Origin of the sequence: Haloarcula vallismortis ATCC 29715 (assembly GCF_000337775.1) — an archaeon.
GTDB classification, from domain to species: domain Archaea; phylum Halobacteriota; class Halobacteria; order Halobacteriales; family Haloarculaceae; genus Haloarcula; species Haloarcula vallismortis.
This window is the reverse complement of record NZ_AOLQ01000005.1, coordinates 1-14,703: the sequence shown is the minus strand read 5'-3', so window position 1 is coordinate 14,703 and position 14,703 is coordinate 1. Positions and strand designations below refer to the sequence as shown.

Sequence of the window (14,703 nt, the reverse complement as noted above, 5' to 3'; positions counted from 1 at the left end):
TATGGCGCTCGAACGGATACAGAGTTGCAATGAGTCAAGAGCGGACTGACGGCGACCTCCGGAACACCGGACTGTCGCTCAAGCACGACCGAGAGTGGGATTACGAACTCGACCGAATCGTCGAAGCCGTCGAGGAGCGAGACGCCGAGAAAGTGGGACTGCAGTTCCCCGAAGGGCTGAAACGCCGCGGTCCGGCCGTGGCCGATGACCTCCGCGAGGAACTGCCTGACGACGTGACGGTGCTGCTATCGGGCCAGCCCTGTTACGGTGCCTGTGACCTCGATACGTACATGATGCGCCGGACGGACGTGTTCGTCCACTTCGGCCACTCACCGATGAAGGAGTCTGACAAGATTATCTACGTGCCGCTGTTCTCCAACGTCGACGTCTTCCCCATCATGGAGCAGGCCCGTGAGGAACAGCTCGCTGACCCCGAGGACGACCCCGACGTGGGGCTGGTAACGACAGCCCAGCATATGAACAAGTTCGACGAGATGCGCGCGTGGCTCGAAGAGCGGGGCTACACCGTGCATACGCGTCGCGGGGACGAGCGACTGACCCACGAGGGACAGGTGCTGGGCTGTAACTACGCCAGCGCGGACGTGGACGCCGACCAGATGCTGTACGTCGGCGGCGGAAAGTTCCACCCGCTCGGGCTGGCGATGGAGCACCCGGAAAAACACGTCGTCATCGCCGACCCCGTGAACAACGTCGTCACCGTCGCGGACACGGAGAAGTTCATGAAGCAGCGCTACGGCGCGGTCCACCGCGCGATGGACGCCGAGTCCTGGGGCGTCATCTTCTGTACGAAGATCGGCCAGGGCCGCTGGGACAAGGCCCAGGAGATCGTCGACAACAACGAGAACGCCTACCTCATTACGATGGACGAGGTGACGCCGGACCGGCTGACGAACTTCGGGATGGACGCCTACGTCAACACCGGCTGTCCCCGAATCACGACCGACGACGGCCCACAGTTCAAGAAGCCGATGCTCACCCCCGGCGAGTACGAGATCGCCGTCGGCGAGAAGCCGCTCGACTCGCTTGAGTTCGACACGTTCAAAGGCACCTGGTAGATCCAGTTCTCACCCCTGAGAACAAGAGGCATACTATCTTGTAGCGCAGGCGCCGATACGGTTCATGGCTTCTACAGAGGACACCGCTATCTATCAGGACGTTTTTGAGGCGAGTCCGGACCCGGTTATGATCCACGACGCCGATACCGGAACCGTCGTCCGGGCCAACCAGGCCGCAGGCGCGCTCTTGGGATGTGCCCCGGACGACATCGTTGGGATGCACGTCGGCGAGTTCAGTCCGCCGGGGTTCTCCACAGCGGACGCAAACGACCTGATAACCGAGGCAGCCACCTCGGGGTCGGCACAGGTCGAATGGGCGACAGAGGGACCCGACGGCACGGACCAACTGGTCGAGGTAACGCTCAAGCGAGCTACGCTCGGCGACGAGATTCGTGTCGTGGCGTTCATTCACGATGTGACCGACATCCGCGAGCGGGAACGGAAGCACGCAGAGCAAAGCGAACAGCTCCGCACCCTGATGGGGAATCTCCCTGTGGTGGTCTTTACCCTCGACCCCGACGGCACGTTCACGTACTCGGCCGGGAAAGGCCTCGACGGGCTCGGGCTGGAACCTGGCGAACTCGAGGGCACGTCGGTGTTCGAGGCCTACAGCGAGTATCCGGACATCATCAACGCCGTCGAACTGGCCCTCGACGGCGAGGAGGTCCGCGTGACCCAGAAGATCGATGACCTCGTCTTCGAGACGTGGTATCGGCCGGTGTTCGGCGATAGCGGACAGCTCAAACAGGTCGTCAGCGTGGCCAGGGATATCACCGACCTCAAGCGCCGCGAGGAACGCGTCAAGGCACTCAGCGACGCGACGAACGAACTACTGTACAGTCGTACGGAGACCGCGGCCGCGGACACAGTCGCACAGATCACACAGCGCATTGTCGACCAGCCACTCGCTGCGATCTGGTCCTACGACAGCGGCGACGACACGCTCTATCCGATCGGTGCGACGGGAATGGCGGCTGACTTGGCCGGAGTGAACACGCCGGCGGACCTGCCGCCGATGGGACCGGACAGCGACGAGAACCGTATCTTCCACGGCGGCGAGCCGACCGTTATCGAGGACTATCAAGAACTGTCGAACCCGTCAGCGCCGGGCATACCGATACGGACGCTCCTGTGTCTCCCCCTCGACGGCCATGGGATGCTGTGTATCGGGTCAGAGACTGTGTCGTCGTTCGACGGCGACGAGCGGTTCCTGCTGGAGATTCTCGCGAGTACGGCGGCCGCCGCGCTGGAGCGGATCGAACGGGAGACGCGGCTCAAATCCAAACAGACGGAACTGGAGCGGTCGAACGAGGCACTCCAGCAGTTCGCCTACATCGCCTCACACGACCTGCAGGAACCGCTCCGGATGGTCTCGAGCTATGTCGACCTGCTCGACAGCGAGTACGGCGACGACCTCGACGAAGAGGCCGCCGAGTACATGGCCTTCGCTGTCGACGGTGCCCACCGGATGCAGGAGATGGTCAATGCCCTGCTGCGGTACTCCCGTGTCGAGACGAACGCGGGCGACTTTGAGGAGACGGACGCTGACGCGGTTCTCGACCGGACGCTGGACGCCTTGCAGATGCGAATAGAGGAGGTCGACGCGACCATCACGGCGGAGTCACTGCCACCGGTCGAGGCCGACCCGAACCAGATCGGGCAGGTGTTCCAGAATCTGCTGGAAAACGCCATCGAATACGCCGTGGAAGCCGGCATCGAACCACGTATCGAGGTCAGCGCGGACAGAGATGGCGACGAGGTCGTGTTCACCGTCTCGGACAACGGGCCAGGGATTCCGGCGGCGGACCGCGAGGAAGTGTTCGACATCTTCCACCGCGCCGGAGCCCACGACACGGAGGGGACTGGTATCGGGCTGGCCGTCTGCCAGCGAATCGTCCTGCGCCACGACGGGCGTATCTGGGTCGAACCATCTGACCACGGCGCGACGTTCAAGTTCACGTTACCGGCGGTGACGGAGGTGAGCGGCGATGACTGAGTCCAGCGATGGGCGGCCGGTGGAGATTCTGCTGGCGGAGGACAATCCCGGCGATGTCAAGCTGACGAAAAAAGCGCTGGAGAAGGGGAAGGTGCTGAACAACCTGCACGTCGTCAACGACGGTGTCGAGGCACTGGCGTTTCTCCGTCAGAAAGGGGAGTACGACGACGCACCGCGGCCTGACCTGTTGTTGCTCGACCTCAACATGCCACGTAAAGGGGGACAGGAGGTGCTCGAAGAGATGAAAGACGACGAGTCGCTTCGGCGGATCCCGGTCGTCGTGTTGACCAGTTCCGAGGCGGAGGAAGACATAATCGAATCCTACGACCTCCACGCGAACGCCTATCTGACGAAGCCCGTCGACTTCGACGGCTTCGTCGACATCGTGAGTAGCGTCGAGGAGTTCTTCCTCACGGTGGTCAAGCGGCCGCCGAAATGACGATGACCGGGACGATTCACCTCGATGTGCTCCTCGTCGAGGACAATCCGGGCGATGCTCGGCTCGTCGAGCACCACCTGAATTCGCCGGCCGTGGCGCACTTCGTCGATGGCGTGTCGATCTCTCACGTCGAGTCACTGTCGCCGGTCGACGAACAGCTGGAAGCAGCCCACGACGTGGTGTTGCTGGACCTCGGACTCCCCGAGTCGACAGGCCTCACAACACTTGACCGGGCAACTGAGATGATCGGGGGAGTACCGATCATCGTGCTCACGGGAATGCAAGACCGGGAGATGGCTATCGAAGCGATCAACCGCGGCGCACAGGACTACCTGCCGAAAGCGGATCTGGATGGCGACCGACTCGTGAGAGCACTCCGGTACGCGGTCGTCAGGAGCCGACAGCAGCGTGCGATTCAGCGCCAGACCGACCAGATGGACTTCTTCAACAGCATCCTGCAACACGACATCCTCAACGGGATGAACGTCATCCGGGCGCGGGGCGAACTCCTCGAAGACACGCTCGACAGTCAGGAACGCGAGTACGCTTCGACCATCGTCCAGTGGAGCGACGACCTGATCGACCTCACGGAGAAGGTCCGGTCTGTGCTGGAGACAGTCACCGACAAGGACGGGCGAGACCACGAACATCGGAATCTACAGGCTGTCCTCACCGACGCGGCGGAGCGCGCCCGGTCAGTCTGTGACGACTGTACTGTCACCGTCGAATCGGAGGCGGTCACCGTTGTCGCCGACGAACTGCTCGATGACGTGTTCGCGAACCTCTTTCTCAACGCAGTCGAACACGGCGGCGCGGATGTGACCATCGATGTGACGACGACAGTCGGAGAGGGGGTCGTCACAGTCTGTCTCGCCGACGACGGGGACGGCGTTCCAAGCAGCGATGCGCGGCGCATCTTCGAGCGCGGCGAGAAGGGGTCTGAGTCCGGCGGCACCGGCTTCGGGCTCTACTTCGTGGACACGATGGTCCGGAGCTACGGCGGCGATGTCTGGGTCGAGGACAGCGACCTCGGCGGCGCAGCGTTTTACATTGAACTCCCACACGCGACTCCGTAGCGGTGGTTGATTGTCACACTGTCATCGGTCGGTCGCATTTCAGCTTCTGAGAAACGGGTCCGAATCTTCAATTCCGGGGAGGTCGAGTCCTCGGGTATGAATGATCCGCTGGACGGTCCAGAAGGTAGCGACCCGGAAGAACAGGATCGCTATCTTGCGGCTATGCAGGACCTCACTGCGGCGATGGCGGCCAGCGGAACCTCGTTTCGGGAGCGCGTCGAGCCAGTTTTGGAGGTCGGTCGAGAACATCTGGGATTTCCGAACGGCCACGTTACAGTCGTCTCCGGCGACGAGCACGAAATCGTCGCCAGTAGTGGGCTGCAATCGACGATTACAGCGGGAGACGAGACGCCACTCTCCGAGACGTACTGTAGACACACCCTCAACGAATCCGGGATTTACGTCGTCACCAACGCGAGCGAGGAATTATCGGCTGACCCTGCCTACGAGCGGTTCGGACTGGAGGCGTACGTCGGCGCGACGCTTCGAGCAGACGGGGCGGAGTACGGAACGCTGTGTTTCGTCAACGACGCCGAGTCGATTCCGGAGTTCTCGGACTGGCAGCAGACGCTGTTCGAACATCTCACCCAGTGGGTCGAAGCGGAGATCGAACGCGAGTTAGCTGTCGATACACGGGAGCAGAGCCAGCGACTGCTAGAAGCGACGTTCAACTCACCGGAGACGTTCATCGGTATCCTCGACGCCGACGGAGCCCTCATCAGAGCGAACGAAACGGCACTCGGGTTCGTCGACGCCGACGACGACGCCATCTTCGGAGAGCCGTTCTGGGAAACACCATGGTGGAATCACAATGAAGACATAGCGTGCCGTTGTCAGGACGCTGTCGAGCAGGCGAGTGAGGGTGAGATGGTCAGGTTCGAGGCCGAGCATGTCGGCGCAGACGGCCAGCGTATCTCGACCGCCGTCGTGGCCCGGCCGGTGATGGTCGACGGTACTGTACAGAAAATAATCGTCGAGGGGACGGATATCACGGATCTCAAGCGCCGCGAAGAGCAAATGGAGTTTTTCAACAGTATTCTCAGGCACGACATTCTCAACGGGATGACAGTCATCGAAGCGCGCGCAGAAACGCTTGCAGGCGCACTCGGCGGGACACAGGCGACGTACGCCGAGACGATTCTGGACTGGAGCCGAGATATCGTCGACCTCACACAGAAGGTCCGGAGCGTCCTGAGCACGATGTCAGACGACGGCCTGACCGAGGCGGAGACAATTGCACTGGGGCCGGTCGTCGAAGGGGCGACGAGAAAAGCGGCCTCAATGGACACGGAGTGTACGCTCAAAACAGACATCTCTGAGGGCATCGAAGTTGTGGCTGACGACCTCCTCGACGATGTTGTCGGGAACATCTTGACCAATGCCGTCGAGCACGGCGGCCCCGGCACCACGGTCGAGGTGACGACGGAACGCGTCGGCTCAATTGTTCAGCTTCGAATCGCGGACGACGGTCCCGGGGTTCCGGCCGGAGAGCGCGAGTCGATCTTCGAGAAAGGGGAGCGGGGAGCCGAGTCCACGGGGACCGGGTTCGGACTCTACTTCGTATCGGTGATGGTCGACAGCTACGGCGGCGACATCTGGGTCGAAGAGAGCGACCTCGGCGGCAGCGAATTCGTCGTCTCACTCCCGGCAGAATAACCACTGAACATTTCCAAACGTTTTTGAATGAACTGTGCGTATCTCAGATAATGCCGACAAAGAGTGCGCTCGCCCAGCAACTCGCCGTTGTCGCCGGGTTCGACAACCCGCGGGCCAGTCTCGAACAGTATCGGACGCCGCCAGATCTGGCGGCCCATCTGGTCCATACTGCGGACCTCCAGGGCGACGTTCAGGGACAGACGGTCGTCGATCTGGGCTGTGGCACGGGGATGCTGGCGCTGGGTGCAGCGTTGCGGTCGCCGGCGCGGGTCGTCGGGCTGGATATCGACCCTGCACCGCTGTCGACAGCGCGCGAAAACGAGCAGAAAGTCGGGTCGACGACCCCAGTGTCGTGGGTTCGAGCAGATGCCACCACGGCCCCGCTGTCTCCTCCTGTCGGGGAAACCACCGTCGTGATGAACCCGCCCTTTGGCGCGCAGTCGGACAACGAACACGCAGACCGGCGGTTCCTCGAAACTGCCGCGTCTATCGCGGACGTTTCGTACTCGATTCACAACGAGGGGAGCCAGTCGTTCATCGAGTCCTTCGCCGCCGATAACGGCGGCGAGGTGACTCACGCCTTCGAGACGGAGTTCGACCTGCCGCGACAGTTCGAGTTCCACGAGTCGGACCGGCAGGCGATCACCGCGGAAGTGTACCGCATCGACTGGACCTAGCTCTCCGAGGCCTTCTGGCGACGTTCGGCGATTTTGACGCGGGTGCCGTCGGTCCGCGCGTACAGCCGCGAGCGGTTCCGCTCGAAGGTCAGCCCGCCGACCCGCGTCCGCCTCATGTTCGACGGAAGCGGTGCCTGCCCGACCGTTTCGTTCCCCCGTGTTACGACCACATCGAACCCGTTGTCGCGGGCCGCCACCGTCACGTTCCGTCCGTCCAGTATCACGTCCGCCGTCGACGGCTCTGAGGTGTAGGCTGTGCGGGGCTGGCCGCCATCGCGCCTGAGTTGGACCCGATAGACGCTGGAATTGCCGAGCACCGACCAGTCCGTCCGGTTCGCGTAGACCGACTCGCGCCAGGTCGCCCCACCGACCGTGACCCGCTCCCGACCGTTGACGGCGAGCTGGCCGGGCTGGACGGCGGCGATCCAGATCTCCCGTTCTGCGCTAGCAACGATGACGCCGCTGGCGTTGACGCTCGTCCCTGCCTGCTGCGTTGGAACCCAGATACGCTCGAAGTACGCGTTCGGGGTGTTCTCGTCGTAGGTCACCACGTAGTCTCTGACTTCGATGCCGTCTTCGGGGAGCTGGTCCGTCTGCAAGTCGACGACGTTCGTCGGGACGGCAGCGAGACTCAGTGCGCCGAGGACGACGAGCAGCACTACTACCGCGAGTGACGCCGGGTGACGGTCGAACGACGGGCGAAAACGCCGGTCAGAGCCGACGGTCGCCGCGGCGACGACAAGTGCGAGGATAAACACCAGTGCCGTCCCGGCCCACCGGAACAACCGAAATCGGCCACCACCAAGCGGTATGTACACCGCCCAGAGACCCTGTGCGACGGCGAACACGAGCGTCGCAAAGAACACCCGGAGCGTGTCTGGGTGTTCGTCACGACTCCGCAACAGCGCGATCCCCACGACGACGCCTGCCAGAATGCCGATAGCGTGCCCCTGGATGGCGATGGTGGACCACCACGGCGTCACGAAGCGGGTCTGCCCAGCGGCCGTCGACACCGGATAGCGAAGCGCCGAGTACAGGAGATCGAGCACGCGGGTTCCGAGAAACGCACCGAGAAACAGCGTCGGCCGCGTCACGAGCGCGAACCCGGCAATGGCAAACACCACGCCGGAAAAGCCCACAATCGGTCCGATAGCGAACACCGCGGAGAACACGCCCACAACGAACATCGCGGCGGGAACGGCCAGAATTCGGGTACACGGGTTCGTTCGAAGCGAGGTGAAGGTCTGGACACCGCGCTTGCGAGGGTAGTGTCCCCAGACGTACTCCGCGACCGTTCCGTACACCAGTGTACCCATGAGATTCCCCGTGATGTGCCCCTGACTGCCGTGGGTGAACGCACCGGTGAGCATCCCAAACGGGTAGAAGTACGACCACGTCCGGAACGGAGTCACGAGCGGGTCCCGCGGATGCCACCACGCGCCCTGCAAGAACAGGTACACCGCCGCGACGCCCGCAATCGTCAGCAGCGTCCCCCACGGGACGCCGAGGAGGAGTCGCGCCCGTATCTTGTCCCCGAGTCGTACGTCCGAGAACCGGCGGACGGCATGGAGTATGACAAGCACCACTGCGAGGACGGCCGCTTCCTGCCACGGGAGCCACGCGGGCATGGCAGGCGTCGGCAGCGACTGCATCATTCACGCACAGTTCAGGTACGGGACGGCTTATGGATGGCGACAGGTGTCACTCCCGAACAGTGACGGGCGGAACGCGAGCCGGCCGCAGGCAACCGGGCTGTGATCGACGCGGGACCTCAGAAGAGAGTCATGCCGACGCTGTACGGCCACGACGTACCAGCCACCGCAAGCAGCGACACCGCGCCGCCGGCGAGAGCGATGTTCTTGAGGAACTGCGTCATCTCGTCCTGTACCTGATCGTCCGGGACCGCCCAGAAGTTGTGCATCATGACGGCGGAGGCGACGAGGAACGTCGCCAGCGCCCCGGCTGCGATAACGGGGTACGCACCGACGATGACGAGGACACCGCTGATGAGAAGTAACCCGCCGCTCGCGTAGACCGACGCCGCGGGTGCCGGGAGCCCCTTCGCTTCCGCGTAGGGTGTCATCTGTCCAGCGTTCTGGAAGTGATTCAGGCCCATGAAGGCGAGGACGCCACCGAACAGGATTCGTCCCAGCAGGAACAGTTCGGCCGCCCCGGCGGCCTCGAACGCCATCAGACGCTCACCTCCAGCGAAGGGGTTGTTTCACTACGAGACTGTCGAACCGCGATTGGTGGTTTCATTACGTTACTTGGTTCGTATGCGAACCTATTTGTACGTTCCCGGACAATGGGGATACTAGATAACACCGATGTCATCTGAAGTATTCAGTGCCGCAGAGGAGGAAGAGAGCGGGCCGTGTGCCGTCATCGAATCGCTGGAACAGATCGGGTCGCGCTGGCGACTGGTTGTACTTCACGAACTCCAGAACGGCGAACAGCGGTTCAACGAGCTCAAACGCGCCACCGACGCCAGCTCTCGCACCCTTTCGCGGGTCCTCGACGATCTTCAGGAGATGGACTTTGTCGCCCGGCGGCTCGAAGAGGACGCGCCAGTCGCGACGTACTATCGGCTCACGTCCAAGGGTGAATCCCTCTGTCCGGTGTTCGACGAAATCGAGGACTGGGCTGAGGAGTGGCTGGCCGGGTGCAAGAACTGACTGGACAACGCAGACTTTTCTATCCCCCGGCCCCATCGCTTCATCAATGGGAGTACGGCCACCAGCCGATAACAGCGACGAGCCAGACGTCATCGAGTTCGGTATCGCAGCACTCGACGCCCGCCTGTCGGACGTGGACATCGAGTATCCCGCGACCGCGAGAGAGGTCCGGGACGCCGCCGGCCACATCACAGTCCCGTTCGACGCGTCGGGCCACTCGATGACCGTCGCCGAGGCGCTCGACGAGACGAACGCCACGGAGTTCGACAACGAGCAGGAACTACTCAACGATCTCCATCCGATATTCGAACGCAAACGGGAAGCCACCAGAAACAGTATTCTCTCCCAGCTCCGTGCGCTGGTCCCGTTCTAAATCACTCGTCGGGCTGGTTCGGGGATACCGCCGGCTTCGTCGCTGTGTCGCTGTCTCCGGTCCCCTCCGTGTCACCAACCTGCTGGTCGGCGAACACGTCGGCCGGCTGGTCGCGGCTCTCGTGTGTGAGTTGGACGGCAATGTCCTCCAGCCGGCGTGTCTGTTCACGGTTTACCGCCACGAGCATATCGGACAGGACGCCAAACATGAGGAGCTGAATCCCCAGCAGAATGGCGAACGAGCCGACAACTGCAATCACCTCGTGTGAGATACTGTTGACAACCCAGTCGTAGGCCACGTACGCGCCAAGCAGGAATCCGACCACAGTGCTCCCGAGGCCGACGCTCCCGAAGTAAAACAGCGGATTGTTCGTCTTTGCCATCTGGTACAGCGTCAGGATAATCGTCGCGCCGTCCCGGAACGGGCGGAGGTTCGTGTCAGACTCGTCGGGCCTGGGCTGGTAGGTGATTGGGACCACCGCCGTCGAGATGTTGTGTTTGACACACTCGACAGCCATCTCTGTCTCGATACCGAAGCCCGATGCCGTCAGCGAACTCCGCTGGAAGGATTGACGCGTAAAGGCTCGATAGCCAGAGAGGATATCAGTGAGGTCCCGCCCGTGAATCGTTTCGAAGGCACTGTTGATGATGCGGTTGCCGATCTGGTTCAGTTTCGTCATCGCGCCGGGTCGCATATCCGCGAACCGGTTTCCGATGACGTGGGCGGCCTGACCTGACAACAGCGGTTCGAGGAGCCTGTCCGCTTCATCGGGCCGATAGGTCGCGTCGCCGTCGGCCATCAGGACGTACGGCTGGTCGATGTGACGCGCCACCGCCTCCCTGACGGCCTGTCCCTTCCCCGAGCCGGACTGTTCGACGACCTGTGCGCCGGCCGATTCGGCGAGTTCCTGTGTCCCGTCGGTCGAGCCGCCGTCGATGACGAGAACGTTGGTAAAGCCCTGCTCGCGAAACCCGGACACGACCGACTCGATAGTCTCTGCCTCGTTGAATGTCGGCAACAGTATACAGACGTCGTCGCGGTCGGCCATCGACTCAACCTCATCCACGCGAAGACAAATAAATGCGGGTCTGGCCGCGTGCGGGGTTTCGGGTCAGATTCTCCCAGTCGGCGGTGAACGAGCGGTGACAGTCAGCAATAGCTGACACCAGCCGTGTCAGTCGTCGCGTTGCTCGCTCATGTGTTCCCAGACCTCCGTACAGCCACAGCCGTCTTCGATGTCTGCCAGGTGATCGTCGTCTTCGGTCTGGGATGTCGCAGTCATGTTACTCACTCTGCGAGTAACTACTTGCCGCCACCCACTAATAGATTCCGGCGCCGGGCGACGCGTTTTACATCCCCTGCCACACATGGGCGTGTATGAGCGACCCTGCGGACGTGTTCGACATGGTCGGGCTGACCGAATACGAGGCGACAGCGCTGGAACAGTTGCTCTCGCTCGGCCGAACGACGGCCCCGAATCTCGCAGAAGCGAGCAGCATCCCCAAGGCCCGCGTCTACGGCGTGCTGGAGTCGCTGTCCGACCGCGGCTTCATCAAGGTGATTCCCGGCCGTCCCAAAGAGTACCAGCCGAAATCTCCTAGCGAAATTCTGGACCGAGCCGTCAAAAACCGCAGGCAATCATACGAATCGTTCGCCGCAGACATCGACTCCTACCGCGATGCCTTCCTCGCTGAGTACGAACCGCGCTTCGAACGTGCCAGCGAGGACATCTCGCCGACGGCCGAACTGTTCCACGTCGTCGACGTGGGCGAACCGAGCGAACGCGAAACCAGACGGCTGTATAATGACGCCGAAGAGACGCTTCGCGTCATCACCAATAGCTTCGCCTACCTCGACAGCGTCGAGCGCGCACTGGCGGAGGCACTTGACCGCGGAGTCGAGGTCGGCGTTCTCTTCCTGCATCCCGACGAGCTACCAGCGGAGAAAGCCGCTGTCCAGGCTGACATCGTCGACCGGCTGCAAACGGAGTATCCCACAATCGACCTGCGGTTCAGCACGGAGCGACTCCCCTGGCGCGGGACACTCGTTGACCCGAGCATGGACTACGACACCGGTGAGGCGATTCTACTGGTCGAGGAACCGGACGTCCCGAACCACATGCGCCAGGCCGCAATCACCGACAACGGCTCGTTCGTCGCTGGGATGCAGCGCTACTTCGACCTGATCTGGGAGTACGAGAGTGTCGAGCAGTCGAACTGAGACTACTCAACAATATCGTCGTACAGTGTACCGTACTGCTGGGCGACGGTCTTGATCGTGTATTTCTCTTCAACTAAGCTGCGTCCTGCCCGTGCGAGCGCCTCGCGACGTGATTTATCCGACAGCAGCGTCTCCAGGCAATCAGTGAGGCCGTCGACGTTGTCGACCTCATGATACAGCGCCGCGCCGTCGTATAGCTCTCTGAACGTCTCGATATCCGATAGCACTGTCGCGGTCTCTGCGGCCAGCGCCTCGGCGACAGCCGAGCAAAACCCTTCCCAGCGGGACGGCATCGCGAAGGCGTCAACGGCCTTCGCCATAGCGTAGACGGCCCGGCGCTCGACCAGACCAGCAAAATGAATCCGCGATGTGATGCCAAGTGTTTCGGCAAGCAATTCAAGACGTGATCGTTCAGGTCCGCCGCCACAAATGACGAGCTCGACCGGTCGGTCGGCTCGCTTGTTCAGTTCAGCGATGGCTCGAATCAACGTATCTTGGGCCTTCTGTTCGTGAAGCATAGCCGCATTGCCGACGACAAAAGCGTTGTCTGCGGGGGCGATACCATCTGGTAGTGCAGGTGCGGTCTCGGCGATTCGGTCCAGATGGACGCCGTTCGGAATTCGTCGAACCCTTCGTTTGGGCAGTATCGCCCGCTCCCAGCGGGTGAACGACTGATAGACGCTCTCTGAGATGCAGACGACACGACTGGCAAGCGGATTGGTGACACCATTGGCTATCCGGCCCTTCCGAGTGAACCCATCGCGAGTATTTCCCTCACGGGAAACGGTCGGTACGCCAACTCGTCGCGCAATGGCCTTCGCAAATGCTGCAGAGTGATTGTGGTGGGCTTGGACGAGGTCGTACTCCGAGAGGATGTCCGCAGCACGGCAGTATGTCGCTAAATCGACACCAAGCGCTGTGTCCGGTGCGTCAAGGGACCGAACGTCCAGTAGTTCCTCGCCGGCGAACTGCCCCGAGTCGAACCATGTCAGAATGTCGACGGTGTGGTCGGTGTGCCGTGTCACTGCCGTCGCAATCTCCGCCGGGATGCTTCCTTCGCCGACCGCATTCACCACGAAGCAAATGTCCAACGAATCCACGGTGGTGGGCCTTCGATGAGACCAGTCAAAACGGTTGCGACCTCAAGCGTAGCCCAGGTCTTCGAGACTCTCCATTACCGAGTCCGAGACATCAATCTCGTCCGCATTCTCCCGACGAGTAAGGTCGTCGACCAGTTCTTCCATCCGATCGCGGGGGGATTCCAGCGTTGTCGTTCCGGATTCAACGAAACGCTCGTCGAAGTCCTCGTACCCGTAATAATTGTCGGCTGTGGCGATACCGTACAGCTCCCGGTCGTACGTTGCGAACTCGTCGGCTTTTTCTGCTGCCTCCAGTTTCTGCTCACGCCACATGTTCAGGCCGAGATACTCCGTCAGTTGCGGTTCGTGATCTACTGGCGACCGAAGGTCTCGCCCGCGACTCTCGTGCCTGTCATCGTTTACACCGACCATCTCCAGTATCGTCCGGTGAACGTCAATGAGACTGACGGTCTCCGCACGTGTCTTCCTGCCGCCCATCCCCCAGATAGACAGCGGGACATGGGTCAGCTCCGGATAAAGGCCCAGCCCGTGGCCCCAGATTCCGTTTTCACCGAGGTTCTCTCCGTGGTCGGCCAATGTGATCACGTAGTCAAACTCATCGCGGAGTTCCGCGAATATATCCTCGTACTTCTCGGAGAGATACCGCACTGAGTCGTCGTAGGCCTGTCGGATGGTTTCAGCGTCGGTCTGGTCAATCGGTTCCTCTTGGACAGACTCGGCGAAGCCGGGCATCTCATCGAACTCCACTGTTCGGTACTCTTCGGGTGGTCTGTATGGTCCATGTGCCTCCATCAGGTTCATGAAGAGGAAGGCGTCGTCTGCGAAGTCTGTCCCACGAACGTACGAGAGCGCCTCCTGTGCTCCAGAGTCGGACACCGTATGTGTCCGGTATTTAATTTCTAGCCCGTGTTTGAGGCTGGGGATCGTGTCGCACTCGCCCGAGAGACATGACCAAAACGCCTTGACATACCGCTGTGGGCCCTCGTCGCGATGTTCCCGGATGAACGCGTTCCACTCGAAGATATCGTCAGTCGCGTTGGCGTGCTTGGAGTTCCAGGAACCGCTGTATCTGTCGAATCCCTGATCCCAGCCGAACTGCCTAGAAATCTGAACATTTGCGCTGAACGCGTGTGTTTCAAGTCCCTCAATCTGGAGCCGGCGAGCAAGCGGGGGATTAGGCGGGGTGAACTGATGTGAATTGGCGTTTGTGCCCGTTTCGCTCGGGTAGAGGCCAGTGAACAGCGAGGCGTGTGAGGGGACAGTGTAGTGACTCGGCGCATAAGCGTTCTCGAAGTTCGTTCCCGGAAGCCACTGGAAGTGTCTGTCGAATGCGTCCTTCCGGAGCGTATCCAGTACAATCAGGGCGACGCTGGTCATATCTAACCGGAATCACGTTGTCGGTATAAATCTCACTA

The 14,703-nt window shown here is 61.6% G+C and carries 14 protein-coding genes; 9 read left to right on the top strand and 5 right to left on the bottom strand.

Annotation, left to right across the window (positions count from 1 at the left end; genetic code table 11):
- Positions 1–29 precede the first annotated feature (29 nt).
- From dph2 to C437_RS01920, 6 genes are all read left to right on the top strand, one after another.
- Positions 30–1,076: a diphthamide biosynthesis enzyme Dph2 gene (dph2, locus tag C437_RS01945; protein WP_004515188.1), complete on the top strand. Its 1,047-nt coding sequence runs from the start codon at positions 30–32 to the stop codon at positions 1,074–1,076.
- A gap of 64 nt (positions 1,077–1,140) precedes the next feature.
- Positions 1,141–3,072 (top strand): PAS domain-containing sensor histidine kinase, encoded by a 1,932-nt coding sequence (locus tag C437_RS01940; protein WP_004515187.1) that lies wholly within the window; start codon positions 1,141–1,143, stop codon positions 3,070–3,072.
- Entirely contained in the window at positions 3,065–3,511 is a 447-nt protein-coding gene (locus tag C437_RS01935) for a response regulator (RefSeq protein ID WP_004515186.1), read from the top strand. Before C437_RS01940 ends, C437_RS01935 begins: the two co-directional genes overlap by 8 nt.
- Positions 3,512–3,513: 2 nt before the next feature.
- Complete coding sequence (locus C437_RS01930) at positions 3,514–4,587, top strand: hybrid sensor histidine kinase/response regulator (RefSeq protein ID WP_049919572.1); 1,074 nt, start codon at positions 3,514–3,516, stop codon at positions 4,585–4,587.
- Between the two features lie 96 nt (positions 4,588–4,683).
- Positions 4,684–6,243 (top strand): sensor histidine kinase, encoded by a 1,560-nt coding sequence (locus tag C437_RS01925; RefSeq protein WP_049919569.1) that lies wholly within the window; start codon positions 4,684–4,686, stop codon positions 6,241–6,243.
- A 50-nt stretch (positions 6,244–6,293) separates the two neighbouring features.
- On the top strand, positions 6,294–6,920 hold the full coding sequence (locus C437_RS01920; RefSeq protein ID WP_004515183.1) for an METTL5 family protein: 627 nt from the start codon (positions 6,294–6,296) through the stop codon (positions 6,918–6,920).
- Here C437_RS01920 and C437_RS01915 read toward each other — a convergent pair.
- Both C437_RS01915 and C437_RS01910 read right to left on the bottom strand, forming a co-directional pair.
- The gene (locus tag C437_RS01915; RefSeq protein WP_004515182.1) at positions 6,917–8,575 is read right to left on the bottom strand and encodes a rhomboid family intramembrane serine protease; all 1,659 of its coding nucleotides are present in this window, start codon (positions 8,573–8,575) and stop codon (positions 6,917–6,919) included. The genes C437_RS01920 and C437_RS01915 overlap by 4 nt on opposite strands.
- Positions 8,576–8,691: 116 nt before the next feature.
- On the bottom strand, positions 8,692–9,111 hold the full coding sequence (locus C437_RS01910) for a DoxX family protein (RefSeq protein ID WP_004515181.1): 420 nt from the start codon (positions 9,109–9,111) through the stop codon (positions 8,692–8,694).
- A 136-nt stretch (positions 9,112–9,247) separates the two neighbouring features.
- Between C437_RS01910 and C437_RS01905 the strand changes: the two genes are divergently transcribed.
- Together C437_RS01905 and C437_RS01900 are read left to right on the top strand one after the other, a co-directional pair.
- Positions 9,248–9,595 (top strand): winged helix-turn-helix transcriptional regulator, encoded by a 348-nt coding sequence (locus C437_RS01905; protein ID WP_004515180.1) that lies wholly within the window; start codon positions 9,248–9,250, stop codon positions 9,593–9,595.
- 46 nt (positions 9,596–9,641) lie between these two features.
- Positions 9,642–9,968, top strand: coding sequence for a DUF5789 family protein (locus C437_RS01900; RefSeq protein ID WP_004515179.1), 327 nt, complete (start codon positions 9,642–9,644; stop codon positions 9,966–9,968).
- 1 nt (position 9,969) lies between these two features.
- Here C437_RS01900 and aglJ read toward each other — a convergent pair whose 3' ends face one another.
- Positions 9,970–11,016 carry an S-layer glycoprotein N-glycosyltransferase AglJ gene (gene aglJ / locus C437_RS01895; RefSeq protein WP_049919568.1) on the bottom strand — a complete coding sequence of 349 codons (1,047 nt, stop codon included), beginning with the start codon at positions 11,014–11,016 and terminating at the stop codon, positions 9,970–9,972.
- Between the two features lie 329 nt (positions 11,017–11,345).
- On the opposite strand from aglJ, the gene C437_RS01890 reads away from it, so the two are divergent.
- Complete coding sequence (locus tag C437_RS01890; RefSeq protein WP_004515176.1) at positions 11,346–12,188, top strand: TrmB family transcriptional regulator; 843 nt, start codon at positions 11,346–11,348, stop codon at positions 12,186–12,188.
- A gap of 2 nt (positions 12,189–12,190) precedes the next feature.
- Here C437_RS01890 and C437_RS01885 read toward each other — a convergent pair whose 3' ends face one another.
- Together C437_RS01885 and C437_RS01880 are read right to left on the bottom strand one after the other, a co-directional pair.
- A complete protein-coding gene (locus C437_RS01885; RefSeq protein ID WP_241431623.1) occupies positions 12,191–13,288 on the bottom strand; it encodes a glycosyltransferase family 4 protein in 1,098 nt (365 codons plus the stop codon).
- A 42-nt stretch (positions 13,289–13,330) separates the two neighbouring features.
- Complete coding sequence (locus C437_RS01880) at positions 13,331–14,665, bottom strand: sulfatase-like hydrolase/transferase (protein WP_004515174.1); 1,335 nt, start codon at positions 14,663–14,665, stop codon at positions 13,331–13,333.
- Positions 14,666–14,703: the final 38 nt, after the last annotated feature.

Bases quoted from the DNA above. Each gene is read 5' to 3' on its own strand.
- dph2 (WP_004515188.1), top strand. From the start codon at position 30: ATGAGTCAAGAGCGGACTGACGGCGACCTCCGGAACACCGGACTGTCG.
- C437_RS01940 (WP_004515187.1), top strand. From the start codon at position 1,141: ATGGCTTCTACAGAGGACACCGCTATCTATCAGGACGTTTTTGAGGCG.
- C437_RS01935 (WP_004515186.1), top strand. From the start codon at position 3,065: ATGACTGAGTCCAGCGATGGGCGGCCGGTGGAGATTCTGCTGGCGGAG.
- C437_RS01930 (WP_049919572.1), top strand. From the start codon at position 3,514: ATGACCGGGACGATTCACCTCGATGTGCTCCTCGTCGAGGACAATCCG.
- C437_RS01925 (WP_049919569.1), top strand. From the start codon at position 4,684: ATGAATGATCCGCTGGACGGTCCAGAAGGTAGCGACCCGGAAGAACAG.
- C437_RS01920 (WP_004515183.1), top strand. From the start codon at position 6,294: ATGCCGACAAAGAGTGCGCTCGCCCAGCAACTCGCCGTTGTCGCCGGG.
- C437_RS01915 (WP_004515182.1), bottom strand. From the start codon at position 8,575: ATGATGCAGTCGCTGCCGACGCCTGCCATGCCCGCGTGGCTCCCGTGG.
- C437_RS01910 (WP_004515181.1), bottom strand. From the start codon at position 9,111: ATGGCGTTCGAGGCCGCCGGGGCGGCCGAACTGTTCCTGCTGGGACGA.
- C437_RS01905 (WP_004515180.1), top strand. From the start codon at position 9,248: ATGTCATCTGAAGTATTCAGTGCCGCAGAGGAGGAAGAGAGCGGGCCG.
- C437_RS01900 (WP_004515179.1), top strand. From the start codon at position 9,642: ATGGGAGTACGGCCACCAGCCGATAACAGCGACGAGCCAGACGTCATC.
- aglJ (WP_049919568.1), bottom strand. From the start codon at position 11,016: ATGGCCGACCGCGACGACGTCTGTATACTGTTGCCGACATTCAACGAG.
- C437_RS01890 (WP_004515176.1), top strand. From the start codon at position 11,346: ATGAGCGACCCTGCGGACGTGTTCGACATGGTCGGGCTGACCGAATAC.
- C437_RS01880 (WP_004515174.1), bottom strand. From the start codon at position 14,665: ATGACCAGCGTCGCCCTGATTGTACTGGATACGCTCCGGAAGGACGCA.